Source organism: Amycolatopsis tolypomycina (genome assembly GCF_900105945.1).
GTDB classification, from domain to species: Bacteria; Actinomycetota; Actinomycetes; order Mycobacteriales; family Pseudonocardiaceae; genus Amycolatopsis; species Amycolatopsis tolypomycina.
On sequence record NZ_FNSO01000004.1, the window covers coordinates 5,680,021 to 5,701,266 of the forward strand.

Sequence of the window (21,246 nt, forward strand, 5' to 3'; positions counted from 1 at the left end):
GCCGGTGGTGGGTTCGCGGTGGCTGAGGTCGAGGACCTGCGCGCGAGCGTGCTGGCCGCCCTGGGTGAAGCTGGGCCCGGCAGCGGGGTCGACGTCGTCGGCCGGGTGTGCCGGGCGTGTGTGCGCCTGTTGCCGGTGGACGGTGCGGCGGTGTCGGTGGTGGCCGGCACCGGGCACCGCGAGATCGTCTACGCCAGTGACGCGGTGAGCACCGCGCTGGCGGAGCTGCAGTTTTCCCTCGGCGAAGGACCGTGTTTCGAGGCCCAGACCTCGGGCGGGCCGGTCCTGGTGCCCGATCTGGCCGCCGGACCGCCGCCGGCGTGGCCGATTTTCGCCGCGGAGGCCGCGGCGCAGCCGGTGGCCGCGTTGTTCACGTTCCCGGTGCAGATCGGGGCGGTCCGGGTGGCGACCCTCGACACCTACCGCTCGACACCGGGCTCGCTCGACGCCACCGAGCTGTCGACGGCGTTGCAGGTCGCCGACATCGCCGCACTCGCCTTGTCGGGGCTGCGGGACGGCGGCGAGCGCTGGCTCGACGGTGACGGGCGCTGGATGGAGGGCGCGGGGATGCGGTTCCGGGAGGTGCACCAGGCCACCGGGATGCTGATCGCGCACCTGGACCTGCCCGCCTCGGCCGCGCTGGCCCGGCTGCGGGCCTACGCGTTCGGCCACGGGCGTTCCCTGCGGGACGTCGCGGCCGACATCGTCGCCGGGCGGCTGCGATTGGACGAGGAGTTCCGGTGAGGATCACCATGAAGGCAGCTGACGATTCAGGAGATGGTGGGCATGCCCGACCGTGAACGACAGGTGACGCGCGCGTTCGTCGCACTCGCTGACACGCTGGTCGACGACTACGACGTCGCGGACCTGCTGCACACCCTGGTGGTGCAGTGCGTGGAGCTGCTCGACGTCGCGGCGGCCGGGCTGACCCTGGCCGACGAGCGGGGCGGGCTGCAGGTGCTGGCGTCGTCCACCGAACAGGCACGGCTGCTGGAGCTGTTCCAGCTCGACATCGACGAGGGCCCGTGCGTCGAGTGCTTCACCACCAGCACACCGGTCCTGGTGGCCGACATCGCCGCACAGGCGGCACGGTGGCCGCGGTTCGCGGCCGAGGCGGCCAGGGACGGGTTCGCGTCGGTGCACGCCGTGCCGCTGCGGCTGCGCCGGCAGACGATCGGCGCGCTGAACCTCTTCGGGCACTCCCCGGGTGAGCTGTCGGCGGACGACGTGGCACTGGCCCAGGGGCTGGCCGACACCGCGACCATCGGCATCCTCCACGAACGAGCCTTCCGCCAGGGCGAGCTCCTCTCCGAGCAGCTGCAGACCGCGTTGAACAGCCGGGTGATCATCGAGCAGGCCAAGGGCGTGCTCGCCGTCAGCGGGCAGCTGAGCATGGACGCGGCGTTCACGGCCTTGCGCGGCTATGCCCGGCGGAACAACCGCCGGCTCAGCGACGTGGCCCGTGCCCTGGCCGACCGCACCCTCGCGCCCGCGGTCGTGCTGACGCCGTCGACGGTGCGCCACCCACGCTGAGAAGTCCTTTGTGGACTGTCGAGCAAAGGTGCCGAACGGTCCGCTGGTGGTGACCAACGGCCCTCCCGCCCGCGGTCACGGTGCGGTCATGCTGGCAGACGGCCAACCGGCTTCCGATGGCAGGAGTGCCCCATGCGGTTCCGTGATCGCCGGGAGGCGGGCGAACGACTGGCCCTCCGCCTGCGCCCGCTGCGCGGCGACCGGGCAGTGGTCCTCGGCCTGTCCGAGGGCGGGCTCGTGGTCGCCGCCGAGATCGCCGACGTCCTCGGGGCGCCGCTGGACATCCTGCTCACCGCCCGGATCGAGGCCGCCGGGCCGCCACCGGTGCTGCTCGGTGCCGTCGGGGAGGGCGGCCTGGTCGTCTGGGACCACGGCGCCATCCGCCGGTTCGACATCTCGGCGGACGAGCTCACCCGGCTCGCCGATCAGGCGCGGGGCAGTCTGGCCAGGCAGGTCGCCGTCTACCGGCGCGACGTCGCGCCGGTGCCGATCGCGGGCCGGACGGTGGTACTCGCCGACGACGGCGCCGCCACCGGCACGACCGCGCACACGGCGATCCGCGTCCTGCGCGCCCGCCAGGTGCGCCGGATCGTGCTGGCCGTCCCGGTCGCGCAGGCACCGGTTCTCGACCGGCTCGCCCGAGAGGTCGACCAGTTCGTCTGCCTGCACCCGCTGCCCTGGCTGCACGCGGTCCGCAACAGCTACCGGAAGTTCCCGGCGGTCGCCGACACCGACGCGCTCGAACTGCTGCACCGCGAACCCCGCCTGCCGACCGAGGTCCCGCGGTGACGTCCATAGTGGACTGACAGGTGGCCGGCGGCAGGCTCGGCGGGGTCGCCGCGACCGGGGCGGTGATCGCGCCGGGAACGACGGCGGGCCTGCACCCCGGACGGGATCCGGGTACACCTGCACGCCCGCCTCGACGCCCCGCCGCCCGGATCCGGCGGCGAAGCGACGGAGGACGGCTACGCGCCGGCAGGTCCCGCTTGGGCGGGGAGCCGGCCGCCTTCGACCTCCCAGCGCTGCACCGCTGTGCCCTCGTCAAGGGCGGCGAGCAGCGTGTCGACGGTGTCGTCATTGCCCCGGCGCGCCGCGGTCAGCAGCGCGTGGTGCGCGAGGTCCGGATCGGCGTCCGGCGGGATCACCAGCAGCGTCAGCCGGTGCCGCGGGCCGATCACGGTCAGGGTGGCGGCGTGCGGCGACCGGAAGCCTTCGAGCCGGACGTCGCCGTGCTCGTCGCCGGAACGCAGCCGGCGCGGGGTGGGTGGCCAGGCCGCGAGGTGGTAGGTGACCCGTTCGATCCGGCCCAGCCGGGCGGTCAGTGCCGGGAGCAGCGACGGCAGTTCGGCGGTCAGGTCCAGGGAGCGGGGCCACCAGGCGCCGTCGACCCAGCCGGTGGTGGGTGCTTCCGGCTTCAGCCGCAGCCGCGGCGCGTGCTGGCGGAGTTCTTCGGCCACTTGCGCGAAGCGCATGGCGTGGGTGGTGTGCGGGACCGACTTCATGCCGGTGCTCCCGTCCCCGGCCGGAGGACACCGGCCGGACTTGAGGCCGAGAACGACGCGGGCTCGATCGCCAGCGTACGAAATGCTCTCGGACAATGTCCATTCTACTCCGGGGAAGGGGCGTTTCGTTCCGCGGCAGCGGGCTGTTCGCGCTGCAGTCCCGGCCGGAACGGAATGCCCAGCGCCGCGAAAACGCCGAGCATTTTCGCGTTCTCCGCGCCGGTGTCGGCGACGAGCATCCGCACGCCTTCGTGTTCGGCCGAGACGACGAGCTGTTCGAGCAGCAGGGCCGCCACGCCGAGGGCCGGGCCGTGGCCGTCGACCACCAGCGCGACCGCCGCTTCGGCCGGGTCGGCCAGGATGTCGTAGCGGGCGACACCGGCCAGCCGGGAGTGCACGAAGCAGCCCACAGCGGTGTGCCCGACGCCGGAGCTGTGGGACAGCTGCGTCGAGAGCTCGGCCAGCCCGGCCACGCCGAGACCGAAGAACCGCACGTGCCGATCGCGCCCGGAAAGCCGGGCCCGCAGCGCGAGGACCGCGGCGGCATCCCCGGCTTCCAGCTTGCGCACCCAGGCGGCTTCGCCGTCCGGGAGCAGGACTCGTACCGGCGGGGTGGCGGTGGTCATGATGTCTCCTCACGGATCCGGTGCGCGACCCGGGTCCACAGTGCTCTGTCCTTTTCGCACAGAACACTGCGGAGTCCCGGGGGCCGGCGGCGGTCAGCGCTCGTCGGCCCTGGTGCCGTTCACGGCCGCGGGCGGCGGCACGATCGCGGCGGTGGCGGCCGGTTTCGGCTGGGCCGCGGCGGCGCTCTCGCGGGCCAGGAACGAGCCGAGTTCGCCGATGGTGCTCATCAGCGGGGCGGGGAACACGACGGTGGTGTTCTTGTCCACGCCGATCTCCACCAGGCTCTGCAGATTGCGCAGCTGCAGCGCGAGCGGGTGCGCCATCATCGTGTCCGACGCGTCGCCCAGCGCGGCGGCGGCGAGGGATTCGCCTTCGGCACTGATGATCTTGGCGCGCTTTTCGCGTTCCGCTTCGGCCTGCCGGGCCATCGCCCGTTTCATCGTGTCGGGCAGCTGGATGTCCTTCAGTTCCACCAAAGTCACTTCCACGCCCCAGTCGAGCGTGGTGACGTCCAGGATCCGGCGGATGTCGACGTTGATGCTGTCGGTCTCCGACAGCGTCTCGTCCAGCGTGTGCTGCCCGACGACCTTCCGCAGCGTCGTCTGGGCGATCTGGTCGATCGCGGCGTAGACGTTCTCGATCGCGACGACCGACTTCACCGCGTCCCGCACCCGGAAGTAGGCGACCGCGGACACGTCCACGCTCACGTTGTCACGGGTGATGATGCCCTGGGACTGGATCGGCATCGTGATGATCCGCAACGGCACCCGGCGCAGGACGTCGACGACCGGGATGATCAGCCGCAACCCCGGCTCGCGCACGCCCACCACCCGGCCGAGCCGGAACAGGACCCCCTGTTCGTACTGCTTGACGATCCGCACCGCGGACGCCAGGAGAAGCAGCAACGCGGCGGCGATGACGATGATCACGAAAACGTTCATGGTGCTCCAGAGGTCGCGGCTCGTGCCGGGGCGGAGGCTCAGCCGGTGAGCTGCACCTGGTTGTCGACCGCGGTCACGCCGGGGGCGAACCACGCGGTCTGCTCGGCCGACCGGCGTTCGGCCGGGGTGGGGACGGCGCCGGTCAGGGTGACCTGGCCGTCGTCGACGGCGACCTCGACGTCTTGGGCGGACCCGGGCGCGTGCCGGGCCAGCGCCGCGAGGATCTGTGCTTTGGTCTCGGCCGCAGTGGCTCCCGGCGCGGGCCGCAGCGTGATCAGGTTCCGCACGCCGCTGACCCCGGGGAGCGCGGCCACGGCCCGGCGGGCGGCTTCGCGCTCGTGGTTCCAGTCCACTGACCCGCGCAGGGTGATCACCTGGTCGCGCACGTCGACCTGCACCGAATTCTTCGGCACGAGCACCGTGCGGCGGTCGAACACGGCCATGGCTTCGCGGGCGAGGTCCACGTCGGCCGGAATCGCGTGGCCGTGCCGGACGAGGATCCGGTCCACGGTCGTGGTCACGCCGTGCACCCGGGTCGCGGCGCGCAGGGCCGCTTCCTTCTCGGGATAGGTGCCGACGTGCCCGGCCAGCGTCGCGGCACCGCCATCGACGCTCACGGCGATTGCTTCGGCGTTGACACTGGGAGTCCAGGCGAGTTCGTCGGTGACGGCCGTCTTGAGGTGGTGGTCGGGCCGGTGCTGGATCTGTGTCATTCCTCCAGCGTGGTCCGCCCGCGCCGCGCGGCCTAGAGTCGCGGGGCCTCTGTTCGGGTGCCGTTCGGCGTGGCGGGCGTAGCCTGGGGTGGTGGATGACAGCTCGCAGCGCGCTCTGCCCGTCATCACGGTCTTCCTGGTCGACGACCACGAACTCGTGCGGCGCGGCGTCGCCGAACTCGTCGGCGACGAACCCGACCTGAGCGTCGTCGGGCAGGCTTCGTCGATGGCCGAAGCGCTGGCCAGGGTGCCCGCGCTGCGCCCGGACGTGGCGGTGCTGGACGTCCGGCTCCCCGACGGCAGCGGCGTGCAGCTGTGCCGCGACCTGCGCGCGGCGCTGCCCGGCCTGCGATGCGTGATGCTGACGTCCTTCACCGACGCGGATTCGATGGTCGACGCGGTCCTGGCCGGTGCCGAAGGTTATGTGATCAAGGACGTGAAGGGGCTGCAGCTGGTCGACGCGATCCGCCGGGTGGGGTCGGGTGAGACCCTGCTGGACGGCCGGGCGGTCGCCGCGCTGGTGGCCGAGCTGCGCGCGAAGACCGGGGAACCGGGTCCGCTGGCGGGGCTGAGCGAGCAGGAGCTGGTGCTGCTGGACCTGCTCGGGGAAAGCCTGACGAACCGGCAGATCGCCGAGCGGATGTTCCTGGCCGAGAAGACCGTCAAGAACTACGTGTCCCGCCTGCTGGCGAAACTCGGGCTGGAGCGCCGGTCCCAGGCGGCGGTCCTGGTCACCGGGATCCACGGCGCGCAACGGCGGCCGGGCGGTTAACGGCCGAACGGGTGCTCGTCGCTGATCACGACGTCTTCGAGCTGTGTCTGCGTGGGGGACGCAACGGCGGTGCCGTGGCCGAGCCGCAGCATGACCTGCGGCCAGAGCCCGCCGCCGAGCAGCTGCCGCAGTTCACGCCGGGCCGCCGGTACGGCCATCACCTGCGAGGAGAGCGCCGCCGAAAGCCCTGCGGCGGCGGCCGTGAGCAGAACCCGCTGCAGGGCTTGACCGGCCTGGAGCCGGCCGAGAGCGGTGTCGTGCAGCGAGCCGATCACCACGACCAGCCGACCGGGCTCGATGTCGAGGTCGCTCCCACCACCGGGGCCGGGCGTGGCCGGCGGGAGTTCCGTGCGGTGCATGATGTCGCGCAGCTGGGGCACCTGGTCGTCGGTGATGGTGGCCAGCCAGGCGCGTTCCACCTCGGCCGCCCGCCGGAGCTGGCGCCGCACCGCGTCGGGGACGACGGCGGCGGTGAACGGGCGGCGGTTGCTCTGCCGTCCGGCGATGGCCGCCACGAGCTCCCGGTCCACCGGGGCGATCGTCTCGTAGCCGTTCGGCCGCACGACGGCGAGCAGGTCGGGCCGGTCCGCGGTGGGGAACAGGCGCGTATCGGCGTGGCTGCTCTGCGCCTTGATCGCCAGCCGGAGGTTCAGCAGAGCGGCCCCGCAGTCCAGCATGCGTTCCCGCTGGTCGCTGTCGGTACCGGTGGAGAGCGAATCCGCGTACAGCTCGACGGCGTCCGGCGTGCACTGGAACCGCCACGGCCGCCCGCGGCGCAGCGGCGGCGGAGCCGTGGCCGCGAGAAGCACGGATCGCATCTGGCTCTCGCTGAGGTGCCCGACGGGCATGACACCGGTCTTCATGGACGGCTCCGAACTCCTGGAATCATGGCTGTCCCTCACCGTCCGCCGGGCTCCGGCGCGGGCCAAGGGCCGAACGGCACCCGTGGCCGGGCGAAGGTCGCCGGTTGCGAACGTGGTTCGGTTCCCCCGGAACCCGCCACGGGCCGCACCGCCGTGCCACTGTGGTGGCATGCCCGAGGAAACGACGTCGGGCCGGGACCGGATGGACGCGCTGCCCGCGGCCGTCCTCGCCTTCTCCGCCGGTCTGGAGCTCGAGACCACGCTGCACCGGATCGTCACCGCCGCCGCCGGCCTGATCGGCGCCCGCTGCGGCGCGCTGACCCTGCTCGACGAGAACGGCCGGACCACCGGGTTCGCCGCCACGGGCGTCGACGACGCGACCTCGCGCCGCCTCCCGCCGATGCCGGCAGTCCTCGACGTCCCGCTCGTGGTCCGGGGCGCGGTCCTCGGCCGGCTGTGCCTCGGCGGCGAGCGGCCGTTCACCGCCGACGACGAACGGGCGATCGTCGCGCTGGCGGCGGCGGCCGGGATCGCCGTGGACAACGCGCGGCTCTACGAGGAGAGCCGGAGCAGGCAGCGGTGGCTGGAAGCGACCGGGGAGATCTCCGCCGAACTCCTCGGCGGCACCGACGTCCACACGGTGCTGCGCCTGGTCGCGAGCCGGGCCGCCGAACTCACCGGCGCCGTGGACGCGCTCATCGCCCTGCCCGTGCCGCCCGCTGAGGCACTGGTCGTCACGGTGTGCGCCGGCCCCGACGCCGAGGAGCTGACCGGTCGCCGGATCCCGCTCGACGGGTCGACCTCCGGCGCGGTCCTGCGCGACCACGTCCCGCGCAGCGTGCCGAACCTGGCCTACGGCCTGGGTGCGGACCTCGGGCCGGCGCTGGCGGTGCGGTTGCGCTCCGGCGAGTCCACCGCGGGCGTGCTCCTGGCGATCCGCGCTTCCGGCGCACCGGGTTTCGACGAGCACGAACTCCAGCTCGTATCCGCCTTCGCCGACCAGGCCGCGCTGGCGCTGCGGGACGCCGAAAGCCAGGCCACCCGCCGCGAGCTGGACGTGGCGGTGGACCGGGATCGGATCGCCCGCGACCTGCATGACCACGTCATCCAGCGGCTGTTCGCGGTCGGCATGGGCATCGAGGGCACCCGCCGCCGGACGGACTCACCCGCGGTCACCGCCCGGCTCACCCGGCACATCGACCAGCTCCAGGACGTCATCGAAGAGATCCGCAGCGCGATCTTCGCCCTGCACAGCCGGCCGGGAGCGGGTCGTGGCCTGCGGGCGCGCCTGCAGAACGCGATCACCGACGGCTGCGCCGACTCCGCCATCCACACGACGGTCCGGCTGTCGGGAGCGTTCGACCGGGTGCCCGCCGGGCTGGCCGAACACGCCGAGGCGGTGGTGCGCGAAGCGGTCAGCAACGTCCTGCGGCACGCGCGTGCGGCGGAGCTGGCGGTCACCGTATCCCTGGACGAAGACCTGGTCGTCGAGGTTTCCGACACCGGGATCGGGATGCCGGAAGCCGTGGCCCGCAGCGGGCTGCGCAACCTCGCGCAGCGTGCCGCGGAAGCGGGCGGGTCGTTGCGGCTCGAACGCCCCGCCGACGGTGGCACCTGTCTCAGGTGGACGGTTCCGGTGCCTTGAGCCGCAGCGTGTGCGGGTATTCCGTGGCGCGCTTCTGGAAAGAGAGGATCGCGGGGTTGCGGATCGTACCGTCCCGGATCTCGACGGCCCGTCCCACCGTTTCGGTCTCCTCCCAAGTGGACTGTCCGGAAAGGACTGTCCGCAGGTGCGGCAGCAGCGCTTCGCTGATCTCCCAGGTCGCCGAGTTCCACAGGTAGGAGGGACTGTGGTCGACGGCGTAGTAGGTGACGCCGTGGCCGACCGGGAAGGTCGGCCGGGTGAACGTGGTGGGCCGCGCCCAGCTGAAGCCCATGCCTTCGTCACAGGAGACGTCGACGATCAGGCTGCCCGGGGCGAACGCGGCGAGGTCGTCCTCGATGAGGAAGGTCAGCGGCGCGTCGGTGTCCTGGAGCACGCAGTTGACGACGATGTCGTGCTCGGCGAGGAAGCCGGCCAGCGGCACCCGGCCGCGGTCGGTGTGCGCGTGGCTGCGCCGGGGGTCGCCGGGGTGGTTCTTGTCGTGGTCGAAGTGGACCATCGTCGCGGAGTGGATCGGCGAGGCGACCGCGCTGAGGCCGCGGGCCGTGAGGACTTCGACGTCGTGGATGCCGTGGGCGTTCAGCGCGGTCACCGCGCCGCGGGCGGTCGCGCCGAAGCCGATCACCACCGCCCGCAGCCGGCGGCCGTAGTCGCCGGTCGAGCCGATCAGCTGCAGCGCGTGCAGGACCGAGCAGTAGCCGGCCAGTTCGTTGTTCTTGTGGAAGACGTGCAGCCCGAACGAGCCGTCGCGCCGCCAGTGGTTCATGGCTTCGAACGCGATCACGGTCAGCCGCCGGTCGATGGCCAGCTGGGTCAGTTCGGCGTCCTGCACGCAGTGCGGCCAGCCCCACAGCACCTGGCCTTCCCGGAGTTCCGCGACGTCCTCCCGCAGCGGTTTGGCCAGCAGGACCACGTCGCACTCGGCGATGAGCTGCTCGCGTGTGCGCAGGCCCGCGACCGCGCGCGCCAGGTGTTCGTCAGGCACGCCGAAAGGTTCGCCGTACCCGTGTTCGAGGTAGATGCGTTCCCGCAGATCGGCGTCGATCCGGTCCAGGTGGTGTGGGTGGATCGGTAGCCGCCGTTCGTTCTCCTTACGGGAACGCGCGATGACGCCGAGACTGAGCTGGTCCACGAGGGCCCCTTTGCTAGAACCCAGTCTTAACACACCCGGCGCGGCCGTCGTGTACTCTGGGTGTTGACCGAGAGCATTTCGCGCGCAAGTGGTCGAACCTGCGCCGTCCTCGGCCCCAATCCGGCGCTGCCAGCGGCCGGGGACGGGAGCACCGACATGCCGTCGGACCCGAAAGCCACCCTCGCCGAACTACGGCCGCGCTGAAGCCCGGGCACGTCGCTCGGTGAGCTGTTCCGCGGCCCGGCCCGCCGCTTGCACTTCCGACGCCGCCCTCCGGCGGCGTACCCGAAAGGATTTCCTGATCAGTACTCCCACCATGGACAGCTCGTTGTTCAGCCATCCCATCGCGGAACAACCCCGTCCCGGAACGCTCACCACACCCCAGGACAGCCGGTACGGGAGCTTGTTCCGCCAGCCGGTGTACACGCCAGCCCCCGCTTCCGGAGACGAGACCGAACGCTTTCCGCAGCGCCGGTCCGCCGCGCCCGGCAAGCGAGCGTACGACCCGTCCGGCCGCGCCCGGCGGTGACATCGGTCCTTCGGGACGAAGTGCTTTTCCCGATCTGATCGAGCCGGACATCCCACCACCGGATGTCATCGAGAGAGAAGAAGGTCAGACATGGACTTCGTGTCCCGTTACGAGCAGCGGGTGAACCTCGTCGAGAACACGGTGAAGGAGAATTCGCCGCTGTCGGCCGAAGAAGCCCGCACGCTGGCGATCCGCTTGCTGCGGACGCTCGAAGAGATCCCTGAGAAGATCCGGTGAACGCACTCGTTCGTGGTGGTGACTGGTGACCGCCACGAATTCAGGGGTACCGGCGCCTCAGTGTCTGTTGCGCAACCGATGAGGCGCGTCGCGATACCACCCGAAGAGACCGGCGCCATGGCGCTCACGCCCGAGCAGCGGTATCGCGGTGCCCGGCTGGTCGCCTCAGCCGCAAGCGACGCCGAAGATTGCGCTTCGTTGCTCGCCGCGCTCGGCCTGGAGGCCGCCGACGGCGTGTCGGGGAGACCGTCGGACCCGGGCCGATGACCGCCGGCGGCGTCGCGGGGGCGAGGCGAGTCCGTGACTGGTGAAACCGGGTTGCACCTGGTGCCGCATTACCGGGCGGAGTCGACCGTGGCGACTTTGACCGGCGCCTTGACCGAGGCTGGCTATCGGGAGCTGCGTGACGGCGTGCTCAAGCTGGCCACGGACGCGCCGGAGAGCGTCATCGCCGACATCCACGGTCTCGACGTCGACGACGACAGCCTCTTGAGTGTGTTTACCGTCATCGCGCTGCGGATCGGCGACTGGCCCGGGCTTCCGTTCGCGGTGGTCACCGACCGCGCGGATCACGTGGCCCAGCTGGCGGCGCGCGGAGCGAATCTGCCGGTCCACGCCGACGTCCTCGCGGCCGAACAGGCACGCGAGCGCCCGTCCCGCCTGCGGGCGGCGCAGCTGCTGGCCGCGTCGCCGCACGCCTCCGCGACCGCCCGGGCGTTCGTCGGCCGGACCTGCGCGCAGTGGAACGTGCGCGAGCACGTCGACGACGCCCTTATGGTCGCGACCGAGCTGGTGGAGAACGCGATCCTGCACACGACATCGCACCCCCGGCTGCGGCTCGAACTGCGCCCGGACACTTTCACGATCTCGGTCGCCGACGACGACCCGCGACAGGCCGTCCTGCGCGAGCGCCCCAAAGAGAACGGTCTCGGACTCCGGCTGGTCGCCCAGACCGCACACCGCTGGGGATGCAGCCCATCTTGGGTCGGCGGCAAGGTCGTCTGGGCCGTCCTGCTGCCGAACCGGCGGGGACATCCGATCGCCGAAGTGCCCGATCCCCGAGCGTCCGGGCCGGTACGGCGGCGCCACCGTGACAGGTGATCGGAAGCGGTGGGGGCGCGCCGCCGAACCGGTGCCGTGATCGCCGGCGGCATCACCCTGGCGCCTGCTCCCCGGCTCGCCAGCACCCTGGTCACCGTCACCGGGGAACTCGACCTCTCCGGTTACCGGTTTCTGCGTGACGGCCTGCTGAAGGTGGCCGCCGATGGCCCGCCCGGGCTGATCGCCGACGTCGACGGGCTGGTCATCGACGCACTGTCCCCCGCCACCGTCTTCCCCCTGGTCGCCCGCCGGATCGGGCACTGGCCCGGCATCCCGTTCACCCTGGTCACCCGTCAGCGGGTGCATCTGCACGCCTTACACGGCCACGGCACCGACCGCCTTGTCGCGGTCTGTGACGACGTCGAGACCGCCGAAAACAGCCAGAAGATCCCCACCCGCCGATGGGCCCAGCGGAAGTTCCCCCGCACCGAGGACGCGCCGGAGCTCGCTCGCACGTTCCTCCGGGACCGCATCACGGATTGGGGCGTGCCCGAGCTGGCCTACGACGGGCTCCTGGTAGTGGGCGAGCTCGTCGACAACACGCTCCAGCACACCAGGTCCGCACCTGACGTGCGCCTCGATCTGCGCCGGGGCCTGTTCACCATCGCAGTCGCCGACGAGCACGCCGGTCCGGCGATCCTTCTGGAGCGATCCGGCCTGCGCGACCCGGGCATCGGCCTGCAGATCGTCACCCAAACCGCGACGTCGTGGGGAAGCAGCCGGCGCTGGTCGGGCGGAAAGGTGGTGTGGGCGACGCTCGCCTCCGCAAGCGGCAGCTGACCCTCGCGCCGGGCGCCGAATCGCGTGCCCGTGACGGGCCTGCACGTCCTGCTCGATGCCCGGCGAACGCGTCACCGGATCAGTGTGCGGCAAGGTGCCGGCGCAACGTGGTGAGGGCGCGGTGCTGGCTCACGCGGACCGCGCCCGAACTGGCGACGCCGAGCGCGGCAGCTGTTTCCCGGGCGGACAGGCCGAGCATGACCCGCAGCACCACGACATCGCGCTGTTCCGGCCCCAACAGGGCCAGCAGGAAGCCGACCCGCTGACACAGCTCGAGCCGTTCGACTTGGCGCAACGGCCCCGGCCGGTCGGAAGTCAGCGGGGCGAACTGCGAAACCGGGCGGCTCGCATCGCTTTCCCGGCGGCGGTGAGCGTCGACGACCTTGTGCGACGCGACGCCGTAGACGAAGCTCATGAACTGGGCAGCACCGTAGCGATAACCCGGCAGCGCACCGAGCACGCCGAGCAGCACCTCCTGCGCGCAGTCGTCCGCGTCGCTGTCGCGGTAGCACCGGTTTCCCAGGCGCGCCTGGCAGTACCGCAGCACGCCCGGGCGCAACCAGCCCAGCAGCGCCTCGGTCGCGGCGCGATCCCCTGACATCGCCGAAGCGAGAAGCGCGCCGTCGACCATCGCCATGATGAGCCTTTCGGTCGGTCAGGTCCGGGTGGTCAGGTACGGAGCGGGATCACCGCCGGCCCGGGCGCCATCGGCCAGCCAGCGGAGGAACCCGCTGCGGTCCCGTCGTTCGATTTCGTCGAGGAAGTCCTGCCGGCGCTCGACGACGAGCCGACGCGCCTGCAGATCGGCGGCGAGGAGCAGGAGGAAGTAGCTGCGCCGCCACGCCAGGCACAGCTCCTCGGTCGCCATGCCGGCCACCGGGACGGGCGGTGGTACCGAAGACCCGGGCGGCTCGGCCGCGGCGGGTGCCGGGCCCACCGGTGGCTCGGGCCCGGCCGTCCCGGCGTCGCCGCGCGCCAGCAACGGGACAAGGAAAGCCACGAGCAGCCCGGCGCTGCCGCCGAGCAGCAGCCAGCCGACCCGCGGCAGGGCCGGCGCACCGATCGTGGTCAAGACGCAAGCGGGACCGAGCAGACCGGCCAGCACCACGCGCCCCACCATCGTGTCCTCACGTCCGGTTCGGTTGCCGGCTGACGCGGCCGGCAACGGGAAACAGGATCGCCGGGGTCTGGGGCGTTACGGGCAGTCTAGTCCTCGGAAGAGGAAACGGGGTTGGTCTCTTCGGTTGCCGCCGGGCCGGGATTGCCGACGTCTTCCGCTCGCCCCCAGACCCAGCGTGAGCCCACCCGGTGGTCTGCTCACCGAGCTGACCGGTCGTGGCCGATGACGAGGACACAGTCACCAGTTGTCGCTGCGTGGGGCGGCTGGACGGGGCAGATGGCCGCCGATCGGCCTCGTTGTCGGAAAGGGACGCCCGGGGCCTACACCGGTCCGCGGAACAAGCTCCCGTGTGGATGTCTGCAATGGACCAAAGGACCGCAAGCCGCGCGCAAGAACCGTCGGCCTCGAGGGAAATGCACGCCGCTAGGGTGGCCCGCCGGTGCTGCCGGAGGATGCCGCCGGACAGGCGATGCCGGACTTCGCGCAGCCGAGCACGCCCCACACGACCTTGCCGTCGTCGTGGTGACTGACTCCCCAGGCCGAGCGGTCGAAGCCGGAGTCGCCGGGATAGCTGCCGTCGTTGTTGGCCGGCAGCACGATCCCGTCGGCGTGCAGTGCGTCGAGCGCGTACTCGGCTTCGGCGAGCGCGCCGTCGACATCGGGTAGCGTGGGGTGCGGCGAAGGACCGAAGCGGCCGGGACGGTCGAGGACGACTTCGGCGGCGAACTCGTTGACGTCGCGGACCCAGCGACGGGCTTCGGCGACGTCGCCGAAGCAGACGCCGGGCGTGGAAAGCAACAGAATCCCGTTGCCACCCATGAACTTCAGTGTGGTGACGGCGCCCACCCATCAGGTGGCGGTCTCTCCGCTCACGGCAGCAGTACTGGTTGCGCCGATCGCTTGCAACAGGCCAGGGCCGACTTCCGACCATCGGACCAGGAGGAGCGGCCCTACCGCGTCGAACGCCGCCTTACCGAATTCGCTCGCTACGAGAGGCTCTGCCACGTTCAGCGCGAGCGTGATCACGCTGGCGAAGATCAGCAGCCGACGCGCCGACCTCAGCACCTCCTCCGGGGATGCACCGGTGAGAGCCAGATGCCGGGTGCCGAGCAGAAGCCCGAGGATCGAAAGGTCAACCGCGGGAGCCACGAGCGGAGCGACCCAAGTGGGCACGCCGAGCCGCAGCGCGAGGTTGAGGACGTTGCCGAAGCCGAAGAGTAAAGTAAGTCCGACGACGACGCCCATGATCACGGTGACGGCCTGCACGACGGAGGCCCTGTCCGAAGCAGATCGCATCGACACAGCTGCACGCCTGGTCATCGAGCAACACCTGCTTCGACGCGCGGACGCCCGTGGGTGTCACGCGTGGGGATGCCGCGTTCACGCAGTTTGTTCAGCACCGTGGTGTGGTTGACGCCCAGGTGGTCGCCGACTCGGGCCAGTGACCAGCCGAGGTTGTAGAGGTGGATGGCGTCATCAACCTGCTCGGGCGAGAGGCCGCGGCGGCGCATCGGCACGCCGTGCCGGTGGAGGATGGTGCCGACCGTTCGCCGTTCGATGCCGAACCGGTCACCGAGCTCGTACACCGTCGCGCCGGACCGGTAGCCGGCGATCAGTTGCTCGACTTGCTCGGGGCCGAGTTTCCGGGCGCGGCCGGGACGATCCCACTTGACTGGCGACGGCTCGGGGGTATCGAGCCTGGGGGGCTTCTCGCGAAGCTCTTCCAGAGCCCTGACCTGGTCTTTTATGTTCGAGTAAGCTCCCCTGACCTCCACATCGCAACGAACCCCTTTGCTTCAGTCGTTTTGGCTGGTCGGAGGGGTTTTCTGCATTGCGGGTTCGATCTTCGGTGATCGTCTTGCGGCATGATCTTGTGCTCCTGGTGAGTCACCTCGTAGCAGCCAGCCGTAGCTCGGATGTTCATCGAGGACATCTCTTGACTGCCTACCAACTAGAAGGTAGAAATACGACGTGACCACGACAGCGGATCGGATCCTGGACAGCGCTCAGACGCTGGTGCAGGTTCGGGGGTACAACGGCTTCTCCTACGCCGACATCAGTGCCGAGCTGTCCATCACGAAGCCGAGCATCCACCACCACTTCCCCACCAAAGCCGCACTGGCCGAGGCCCTGATCGCACGCTATCGGGAACGGTTCGCCGCAGCGCGAAAGGAAGTCGACGACGAGGCGGCGGGCGCACGGCAGCGCCTGGTGGGTTATGCCGGACTGTACGCCGAGACCTTTGCCCAAGGCGGCCGCATCTGCCTCTGCGGCGTCTTCGCCGTGGACGCGGAGAGCCTGCCCGTTCAGGTACGGCAGGCGACGGACGCGTTCTTCGCCGATCAGCGACAATGGGTGGCCGGCGTGCTGGCCCAGGCGGGCATGCCCGCCACCCGGACCGGTGCGGCAGCCGAGGCTTACCTGGCGTCCCTGGAGGGCGCACTGCTCCTGGCCCGCGCTCACGGGCAGCCGGACGGCGTCGCCGGACAAGATCGGGATGTGGTGCGGTCGGTGGCGGCGACCTTGGTCGACGCTCTGCTCTGAAACGCACCACCCAAGGCCGTCACACGTGGCACCGCGGCGACCTTTTTGCATGACCAATCAACCTTCCAACTAGTAGGTAGTCAGATGAGGAGAACCGCCATGGGACAGGACTTCACCGGTCGCAAGCTCGTCGTCGTCGGCGGCAGCAGCGGCATGGGCCGTCAGATCGCCGAGGACGTCGTCAGCCGCGGCGGCAGCGCGGTCGTCGTCGGTTCCCGCCTCGAGCGGGTCGAGAAGACCGTGGCCGACCTGGCCACCCGCGGACAGGCGTGGGGCGTTACCGCCGACCTGCGCGACCCCGCCGAGGCGACCAGGGTGCGCGAGGAACTGGCCGACCAGCACGCTGACGCCACGTTGCTGGTCAACGCGGCCGGCGTGTTCAAGCCGCTGCCGTTCCTCGACCACACCCCCGCCGACTACGACGCCTACCTGGACCTGAACAAGGCCACCTTCCTGATCACCCAGACCGTGGCGCAGAACATGGTCAACAGCGGCCACGGTGGCGCCATCGTCAACATCGGCAGCATGTGGGCAAAACAGGCCATCGCCGCGACCCCGTCATCGGCGTACTCGATGGCCAAAGCCGGTCTGCACGCCCTGACCCAGCACCTCGCCCTGGAACTGGCCGCTCACAAGATCCGGGTCAATGCCATCTCCCCGGCCGTGGTAGCCACGCCCATCTACGAGGGCTTCATCCCACCGGCCGAGGTCGACACCGTCCTGGCGGGATTCAACGACTTCCACCCGATCGGCCGGATCGGCACCACCGAGGACGTCTCCGCCGTGGCCACCTTCCTCCTCTCCGACCAGGCCGGCTGGGTCACCGGCGCGATCTGGGACGTCGACGGCGGCGTCACAGCAGGCCGAAACCAGTAACCACCGAGGCGCAGCCAGGCCTGTACGGGTTTCACGGTTCGGAGCCCGTACAGGCCCTCACCCCCTTGCGCGCTCAGCAGTTCGCCCACCACAAAGCACAACTGCGGATACCACCGGTTCGAGACCAGCCGAACATCCGCTCATGTAGCCGCAGAGCGTGCGCCGCGGTGAGCCACTCTCGGCGGCACCACTACGCGGGAGGACCCTCAAGCAACGCCGCTCATGACAGTGGCCCGGCCACACGACACGGCCCGGCCTGATGTTGCTCGGGTGGATCCAAGCCCGAGTCGCCTGCCGGCTGCGCCGGATGTTCGATACGAGCGCGGCCATTCCTCTCACTAATTTTACTGGGGCACAGCTGGGGCAAACCCCCTGTCACAACTGCACTCACCAACACACAGTTGCCAACAACGGCGATCAAGCACACCATTCCACTAGGCGATTCCCTATCGCCACAGGTCAGGACCATGATCGGCCCACACTGGCAGTGAGAGGGTCAGCAGCGCTGTTCTTGCTGGTCAAGGACCCCGCCGCCCCAGACCAACCTTGCTGGAGCTTCGCGGCGGCGGTCAGAAACCCGGCGAGAAAGATCGAGCGCACCGCCCGCAGCGAGATCCACCGCGGAAACCGCGTGCACTTGAACGAGATCGGTCGCAAGGTTTGGACCCGCGCAAGCCGCTTCACTTACCCATGGCCGCGAGCGTCTCGTTCATGTCTACCTCGCTCGCGCCAACACGACGGACCGTAGGTCACCTCCCACACACCACCGACGCCGTACGACACGGTCAGTCGACCGGCGGCAACAGGAGGTCATCGAGGTTGGGTGCCTCGGTCGTGACCACCTCGGCCCGCCGGGCCCATTCCCGCAGGCTCGCGACCGTCAGGGGATGACCGCCGACGCATTCGCGCAGATCCTCGTCGTCCGCCGCAAGAATCGCTTCGGGTGTGACACAGCCGCTGTCGGCCAGGTCGAGATACACCTGACGAGTCAGCCCGGCGCCGGCCACGCGTGCCAGCGGGACAGCGTCCGCCGGGATACCGAGTTCCAGCTGCGTCGGGATGAGCTCGCCGAGCCGGACGAGCACCGCGTCGACGTCGGGGTGGATCTCGCGGCCAATCGAGATCACCGTGTCGATCACATCGCGCACCCGCGCCGCGACGGCGCGGACGGGACCGATCACATCCTTGCCCGGCATGTGCTTCATGAGGGCGGGTTCCAGCTGCGCGGCAGGTGTGCCTTGCATCCAGAGCAAGCAGGCCACGGCTTTCTTCGCCCGCCGCGCGGGCAGACTCGGCTCCGGCAGTCGCGTCACGCTGAGCTGCCGCACCGCGGCGGGTGCCGCCCCCTGCCGGTGCAGTGCAGGCCCGAACGTACCCAGCTCGGCGCGATGACCGCGGTGGTGGACCGGGAAAAGTACCTGGTCGACCTCGGCGGTCAGCTGGGCAACCGTGATGAGGGTGGCGCGGTTGAGCTGGTCCTGGGTGAGCGACCGCAGTGCGCGCGTGACACTCAGTGCTGAGCGCACGGACAGCGCGCTTCGGGAGACCAGCGTCCCGAGCGGAGTCAAGACCAACGCGCCCTGCTCCGTCTCGGCCACGAACGCCTGGTTGCGGAGCTCGTCGAGCACGCCCAAGACAGTCGAAGGGTCGAACAGCTCGTCCGCGCCCGCAAGCCGGCGTTGGTGGGACGCGAAGCTGTTGGCCAAGACCGAGACGACGTCATGGATCGTGATGCCGCTGCCGGTTCGACTGGAAGCGACCAGCACGACGCGCAGCACGAGAGTGTCGATGTCGAGGTCGGGGTGCAAGAGGCTCGAGGTGATGTCTTCCGGGGTGCCGGTGACATAGCGGTTCCACTTGTCATGCTCGTCGGCGGCACCGTAGGCGAGGACGATCGCCGTCCCCGCTTCGGTGAGTCCGAGCCGCCCGGCCCGGCCGGCGATGTTCTTGTATTCGGCAGTCGTGTACGGCACGGACCGGCGGAGCCCCAGGGGATGGTCGAGCTCGGCGATCACCACGGTCTCGACCGGCAAGTTCAGGCCTTGGGCCAGTGTGGTGGTGGAGGCGATGACGCGAATCGGGCTGTCCGGCCGACGGAAGACTTCCTCGATGACGCGCTTTTCGTCGCGTTGCAGGTCGGCGATGTGGAATGCGACGCCGCCTTGCAGGCACTGGCGCAGCTCCTGCGAGAGCACGGTCGGGTCTCCCGCGGGCAGCGCCTCGATCGCCTCGGGAGCTGCCGGCAATCCGAGGGCTTCCGACAGGTAGCGAGCGCTGCCGCGCGCGGCACCTTTGCTGCTGCGGAAGACGATCACCTGCTGGCCGTCACCGACTAGCTTCCGCACCAGTGGCACGAGGAAGTCCCGAGCACGCCCGGCGTAGCGAAGCGGCAGGAACTGTTCGACGCGTTCTTCACCGTCTTCGAGGGCCCGGAACACGCCGTTCGGACGGAGGATGCCTTCGACCAGGGCGACCGGCCGTTTCGTCCAACGGACCGGCTGAGCCTCGAGCCACGAGTCGAGGCCACCGAAGTCGCCAAGGACGGCGGACAAGCACACCAATTGCGGAGCGATGCCGTCGTCGCGGCGCGACTTGATTGCGGTCAGCAGCAGCTCGAGCAGCGGCCCGCGGCCGGTGTCGACGAGCGTCTGGACCTCGTCCACGACGATCACCGACAGCATCCGGAGGATGTGCGAGGAAGAGAGCGCTAGGCCGGTGAACTTCTCGTAAGTCAGGATCGCGATGTCGAACTGGCCGAGGACGAACTCCGGCAGCTGGTCGCTGATCTCCCCGGTGGCACGCACGACCCGGATGCCGAGGTCGCCGTACGTCTTCGTGAAGCGGTCGAACTGCTCGTTCACCAGAGCACGGGTCGGGAGGAGGAACACCGATCGGCCGCCGCGCCGGGACGCGCCCAACGCGGCCAGCTCACCGAGCATCGTCTTGCCCGACGAAGTCGGTGCGGACACCAGGACGTTCTTGCCGACGAGCAATCCCGCGTTGTTGATCACGCTCTGCTGTAGCTCGTTCAAGCCGGGGAAGGTCTCAGCCCACCGGTCAAGCACCTCGTCGGCGATGCCGTGGCCTTTCAGGCTGTCGATGGCTGCGGTCACCGGAGCCGTCGACCGCTCTGGGAACAGTTCCCGGAACCGCGGGCCGGGCGCGAAGACCGGCCAAGTGGGCGCGCCGTCCAGCTGGCCGCGCAGCGTCGGCTCCTGACGCGCGGCCATGGTGCCTGACGCGGCGGCGATGACCCTCGTGGTGACGTAGGCCAGGAGGGCGTGGATCGGGACCCGGCCCTTTTCGACCACGCTCTCCTGCCCAAGCAACGCTGTAACAGGTGGTAGGTCAACAGGCCGTGGCCGAGGACCGGGTCTTCGTAGGCCGGCTGGTCCGCTGTCGATGCGGTGAGGATCAGCCGGCCACGGCCCGCGAGCTGATCGAGCCGGGCCGCGGTGGACAGCAGAGCGCCCCCGGAGACCGACCCACGGGGCTGATACTGGGCGTGCAGCACCTTGGCACCGGCACCGCCGGAGAAGCAGCAGTCCAGGACGACGACCAGCTGGCGCGCCGGGATCGCGGAGACGCGTTCGGTCAGGTCGTCCAGCAGCAGGCAGGAACCGGCGAAATCCGCCGGGTCGGCGTCGTAGGTGACCAGCTCGTGGGTGTCGGTGCCGTGCCCGGAGAACGTGATCACGACGACGTCGTCCGGGCTCGCGGTCTCGGTCAGCACGTCCAGCTCGGTGACCAGCCGGTCGCGGGTGGCGTCCTGATCCAGGAGCCGGACAGTGTTGCCGCCGAGGTTGTCCTCGAACAGCGCGTGTAGTGCTGCGGCGTCTCGTACCGCAGAGGCCAGGTTCGGGATCCGCGGTGATTCGTACCGGTCCACGCCGACGAACAGGCCGCGCAGACGCGGCACGATCTGCTCCGCTGTCGCGTCTGCCAGCTCGTCCGGGTGCATCGCGAGATTCTCTCACCCGGGTTGACGCGTACACGATCCGGTGAATTGTAGCCACGAGCGCGGCCCGACGCGGGTCTCCTCACCCGGGTAAATTCGACTTGCAGACGAAGAAGCGCTGGCCGAAGTCCAGGGGGCCGTTAGTGGCCAGCAACGTCGTCGCCTTGTCACCAGCCGGCCACGGTCGCTTAGCTGGTGCTGCAGCTCGCAGCCGAAGGCGAGGGGGCTCGCCGCGCGCAGATCGCGCGCCCTTTCATCGCGGTTGTCCGATCGGTCCCCGGTGACGTACTCACAAACCTCGGCACCACCATCCGCGACTGCGGCTCCGATGCCGATCATTGAAATCACGCTCGCC

Annotated in this window: 22 protein-coding genes and 1 pseudogene; 10 read left to right on the plus strand and 13 right to left on the minus strand. The window is 70.3% G+C overall.

Features of this window, described 5'->3' with window-relative positions:
* Positions 1-18: 18 nt before the first annotated feature.
* The 3 genes from BLW76_RS35595 (at position 19) to BLW76_RS35605 (ending at position 2,322) form a co-directional block, all read left to right on the plus strand.
* Positions 19-744: a GAF domain-containing protein gene (locus BLW76_RS35595; protein WP_091320286.1), complete on the plus strand. Its 726-nt coding sequence runs from the start codon at positions 19-21 to the stop codon at positions 742-744.
* Positions 745-786: 42 nt separating this feature from the next.
* The gene (locus BLW76_RS35600; protein ID WP_091320288.1) at positions 787-1,533 is read left to right on the plus strand and encodes a GAF and ANTAR domain-containing protein; all 747 of its coding nucleotides are present in this window, start codon (positions 787-789) and stop codon (positions 1,531-1,533) included.
* Between the two features lie 132 nt (positions 1,534-1,665).
* The gene (locus BLW76_RS35605; RefSeq protein ID WP_091315894.1) at positions 1,666-2,322 is read left to right on the plus strand and encodes a phosphoribosyltransferase; all 657 of its coding nucleotides are present in this window, start codon (positions 1,666-1,668) and stop codon (positions 2,320-2,322) included.
* A 176-nt stretch (positions 2,323-2,498) separates the two neighbouring features.
* Here BLW76_RS35605 and BLW76_RS35610 read toward each other — a convergent pair whose 3' ends face one another.
* The 4 genes from BLW76_RS35610 to BLW76_RS35625 all read right to left on the minus strand — a co-directional run bounded on the left by BLW76_RS35610 (position 2,499) and on the right by BLW76_RS35625 (position 5,316).
* On the minus strand, positions 2,499-3,035 hold the full coding sequence (locus BLW76_RS35610; RefSeq protein WP_208613460.1) for a DUF5994 family protein: 537 nt from the start codon (positions 3,033-3,035) through the stop codon (positions 2,499-2,501).
* A 104-nt stretch (positions 3,036-3,139) separates the two neighbouring features.
* Complete coding sequence (locus BLW76_RS35615) at positions 3,140-3,661, minus strand: GNAT family N-acetyltransferase (RefSeq protein ID WP_091315895.1); 522 nt, start codon at positions 3,659-3,661, stop codon at positions 3,140-3,142.
* Between the two features lie 93 nt (positions 3,662-3,754).
* Positions 3,755-4,603 carry a slipin family protein gene (locus BLW76_RS35620; protein ID WP_091315897.1) on the minus strand — a complete coding sequence of 283 codons (849 nt, stop codon included), beginning with the start codon at positions 4,601-4,603 and terminating at the stop codon, positions 3,755-3,757.
* Positions 4,604-4,641: 38 nt separating this feature from the next.
* A complete protein-coding gene (locus BLW76_RS35625; RefSeq protein ID WP_091315900.1) occupies positions 4,642-5,316 on the minus strand; it encodes a BON domain-containing protein in 675 nt (224 codons plus the stop codon).
* Positions 5,317-5,407: 91 nt separating this feature from the next.
* Between BLW76_RS35625 and BLW76_RS35630 the strand changes: the two genes are divergently transcribed.
* Positions 5,408-6,088: a response regulator gene (locus BLW76_RS35630; RefSeq protein WP_091320291.1), complete on the plus strand. Its 681-nt coding sequence runs from the start codon at positions 5,408-5,410 to the stop codon at positions 6,086-6,088.
* Here the strand turns inward: BLW76_RS35630 and BLW76_RS35635 are convergent.
* The gene (locus tag BLW76_RS35635; protein WP_244170469.1) at positions 6,085-6,951 is read right to left on the minus strand and encodes a nitroreductase family protein; all 867 of its coding nucleotides are present in this window, start codon (positions 6,949-6,951) and stop codon (positions 6,085-6,087) included. The genes BLW76_RS35630 and BLW76_RS35635 overlap by 4 nt on opposite strands.
* Before the next feature lie 169 nt (positions 6,952-7,120).
* Here BLW76_RS35635 and BLW76_RS35640 point away from each other — a divergent pair, with 169 nt between their 5' ends.
* Positions 7,121-8,596 (plus strand): sensor histidine kinase, encoded by a 1,476-nt coding sequence (locus BLW76_RS35640; protein WP_091315902.1) that lies wholly within the window; start codon positions 7,121-7,123, stop codon positions 8,594-8,596.
* On the opposite strand, the gene BLW76_RS35645 is transcribed toward BLW76_RS35640, so the two are convergent.
* A complete protein-coding gene (locus BLW76_RS35645) occupies positions 8,571-9,746 on the minus strand; it encodes a N(5)-(carboxyethyl)ornithine synthase (RefSeq protein WP_091315904.1) in 1,176 nt (391 codons plus the stop codon). The two genes, BLW76_RS35640 and BLW76_RS35645, sit on opposite strands and share 26 nt — an antisense overlap.
* Before the next feature lie 619 nt (positions 9,747-10,365).
* Here BLW76_RS35645 and BLW76_RS48980 point away from each other — a divergent pair.
* The 3 genes from BLW76_RS48980 (at position 10,366) to BLW76_RS35665 (ending at position 12,393) form a co-directional block, all read left to right on the plus strand.
* Complete coding sequence (locus BLW76_RS48980; protein ID WP_167384854.1) at positions 10,366-10,512, plus strand: DUF6307 family protein; 147 nt, start codon at positions 10,366-10,368, stop codon at positions 10,510-10,512.
* A gap of 327 nt (positions 10,513-10,839) precedes the next feature.
* A complete protein-coding gene (locus BLW76_RS35660) occupies positions 10,840-11,613 on the plus strand; it encodes an ATP-binding protein (protein ID WP_341866551.1) in 774 nt (257 codons plus the stop codon).
* A gap of 36 nt (positions 11,614-11,649) precedes the next feature.
* Positions 11,650-12,393, plus strand: a complete 744-nt coding sequence (locus BLW76_RS35665; protein ID WP_167384855.1) for an ATP-binding protein — start codon at positions 11,650-11,652, stop codon at positions 12,391-12,393.
* Positions 12,394-12,472: 79 nt separating this feature from the next.
* On the opposite strand, the gene BLW76_RS35670 is transcribed toward BLW76_RS35665, so the two are convergent.
* The 5 genes and pseudogenes from BLW76_RS35670 to BLW76_RS35690 form a co-directional block, all read right to left on the minus strand.
* Entirely contained in the window at positions 12,473-13,030 is a 558-nt protein-coding gene (locus tag BLW76_RS35670; RefSeq protein WP_091315912.1) for a sigma-70 family RNA polymerase sigma factor, read from the minus strand.
* An 18-nt stretch (positions 13,031-13,048) separates the two neighbouring features.
* The gene (locus BLW76_RS35675) at positions 13,049-13,465 is read right to left on the minus strand and encodes a hypothetical protein (RefSeq protein ID WP_242546745.1); all 417 of its coding nucleotides are present in this window, start codon (positions 13,463-13,465) and stop codon (positions 13,049-13,051) included.
* Positions 13,466-13,936: 471 nt separating this feature from the next.
* Positions 13,937-14,332: an amidohydrolase family protein gene (locus tag BLW76_RS35680; protein WP_244170471.1), complete on the minus strand. Its 396-nt coding sequence runs from the start codon at positions 14,330-14,332 to the stop codon at positions 13,937-13,939.
* 45 nt (positions 14,333-14,377) lie between these two features.
* Positions 14,378-14,833 (minus strand): annotated as a pseudogene (locus tag BLW76_RS35685) (hypothetical protein); the annotation flags it as partial.
* A complete protein-coding gene (locus BLW76_RS35690) occupies positions 14,830-15,288 on the minus strand; it encodes a helix-turn-helix domain-containing protein (protein WP_091315914.1) in 459 nt (152 codons plus the stop codon). The pseudogene BLW76_RS35685 and the gene BLW76_RS35690, both read right to left, overlap by 4 nt.
* A gap of 196 nt (positions 15,289-15,484) precedes the next feature.
* On the opposite strand from BLW76_RS35690, the gene BLW76_RS35695 reads away from it, so the two are divergent.
* Both BLW76_RS35695 and BLW76_RS35700 read left to right on the plus strand, forming a co-directional pair.
* Complete coding sequence (locus BLW76_RS35695) at positions 15,485-16,057, plus strand: TetR/AcrR family transcriptional regulator (protein WP_091315917.1); 573 nt, start codon at positions 15,485-15,487, stop codon at positions 16,055-16,057.
* 99 nt (positions 16,058-16,156) lie between these two features.
* A complete protein-coding gene (locus BLW76_RS35700) occupies positions 16,157-16,933 on the plus strand; it encodes an SDR family NAD(P)-dependent oxidoreductase (protein WP_091315920.1) in 777 nt (258 codons plus the stop codon).
* A 785-nt stretch (positions 16,934-17,718) separates the two neighbouring features.
* Here the strand turns inward: BLW76_RS35700 and BLW76_RS35705 are convergent.
* Together BLW76_RS35705 and BLW76_RS35710 are read right to left on the minus strand one after the other, a co-directional pair.
* The gene (locus BLW76_RS35705) at positions 17,719-20,046 is read right to left on the minus strand and encodes a DEAD/DEAH box helicase (RefSeq protein WP_167384856.1); all 2,328 of its coding nucleotides are present in this window, start codon (positions 20,044-20,046) and stop codon (positions 17,719-17,721) included.
* The gene (locus BLW76_RS35710) at positions 20,043-20,894 is read right to left on the minus strand and encodes a caspase family protein (RefSeq protein ID WP_091315926.1); all 852 of its coding nucleotides are present in this window, start codon (positions 20,892-20,894) and stop codon (positions 20,043-20,045) included. Before BLW76_RS35710 ends, BLW76_RS35705 begins: the two co-directional genes overlap by 4 nt.
* Positions 20,895-21,246: the final 352 nt, after the last annotated feature.

Bases quoted from the DNA above. Each gene is read 5' to 3' on its own strand.
- BLW76_RS35600 (WP_091320288.1), top strand. From the start codon at position 787: ATGCCCGACCGTGAACGACAGGTGACGCGCGCGTTCGTCGCACTCGCT.
- BLW76_RS35605 (WP_091315894.1), top strand. From the start codon at position 1,666: ATGCGGTTCCGTGATCGCCGGGAGGCGGGCGAACGACTGGCCCTCCGC.
- BLW76_RS35610 (WP_208613460.1), bottom strand. From the start codon at position 3,035: ATGAAGTCGGTCCCGCACACCACCCACGCCATGCGCTTCGCGCAAGTG.
- BLW76_RS35615 (WP_091315895.1), bottom strand. From the start codon at position 3,661: ATGACCACCGCCACCCCGCCGGTACGAGTCCTGCTCCCGGACGGCGAA.
- BLW76_RS35620 (WP_091315897.1), bottom strand. From the start codon at position 4,603: ATGAACGTTTTCGTGATCATCGTCATCGCCGCCGCGTTGCTGCTTCTC.
- BLW76_RS35625 (WP_091315900.1), bottom strand. From the start codon at position 5,316: ATGACACAGATCCAGCACCGGCCCGACCACCACCTCAAGACGGCCGTC.
- BLW76_RS35635 (WP_244170469.1), bottom strand. From the start codon at position 6,951: ATGAAGACCGGTGTCATGCCCGTCGGGCACCTCAGCGAGAGCCAGATG.
- BLW76_RS35640 (WP_091315902.1), top strand. From the start codon at position 7,121: ATGCCCGAGGAAACGACGTCGGGCCGGGACCGGATGGACGCGCTGCCC.
- BLW76_RS48980 (WP_167384854.1), top strand. From the start codon at position 10,366: ATGGACTTCGTGTCCCGTTACGAGCAGCGGGTGAACCTCGTCGAGAAC.
- BLW76_RS35670 (WP_091315912.1), bottom strand. From the start codon at position 13,030: ATGGCGATGGTCGACGGCGCGCTTCTCGCTTCGGCGATGTCAGGGGAT.
- BLW76_RS35680 (WP_244170471.1), bottom strand. From the start codon at position 14,332: ATGGGTGGCAACGGGATTCTGTTGCTTTCCACGCCCGGCGTCTGCTTC.
- BLW76_RS35700 (WP_091315920.1), top strand. From the start codon at position 16,157: ATGGGACAGGACTTCACCGGTCGCAAGCTCGTCGTCGTCGGCGGCAGC.
- BLW76_RS35710 (WP_091315926.1), bottom strand. From the start codon at position 20,894: ATGCACCCGGACGAGCTGGCAGACGCGACAGCGGAGCAGATCGTGCCG.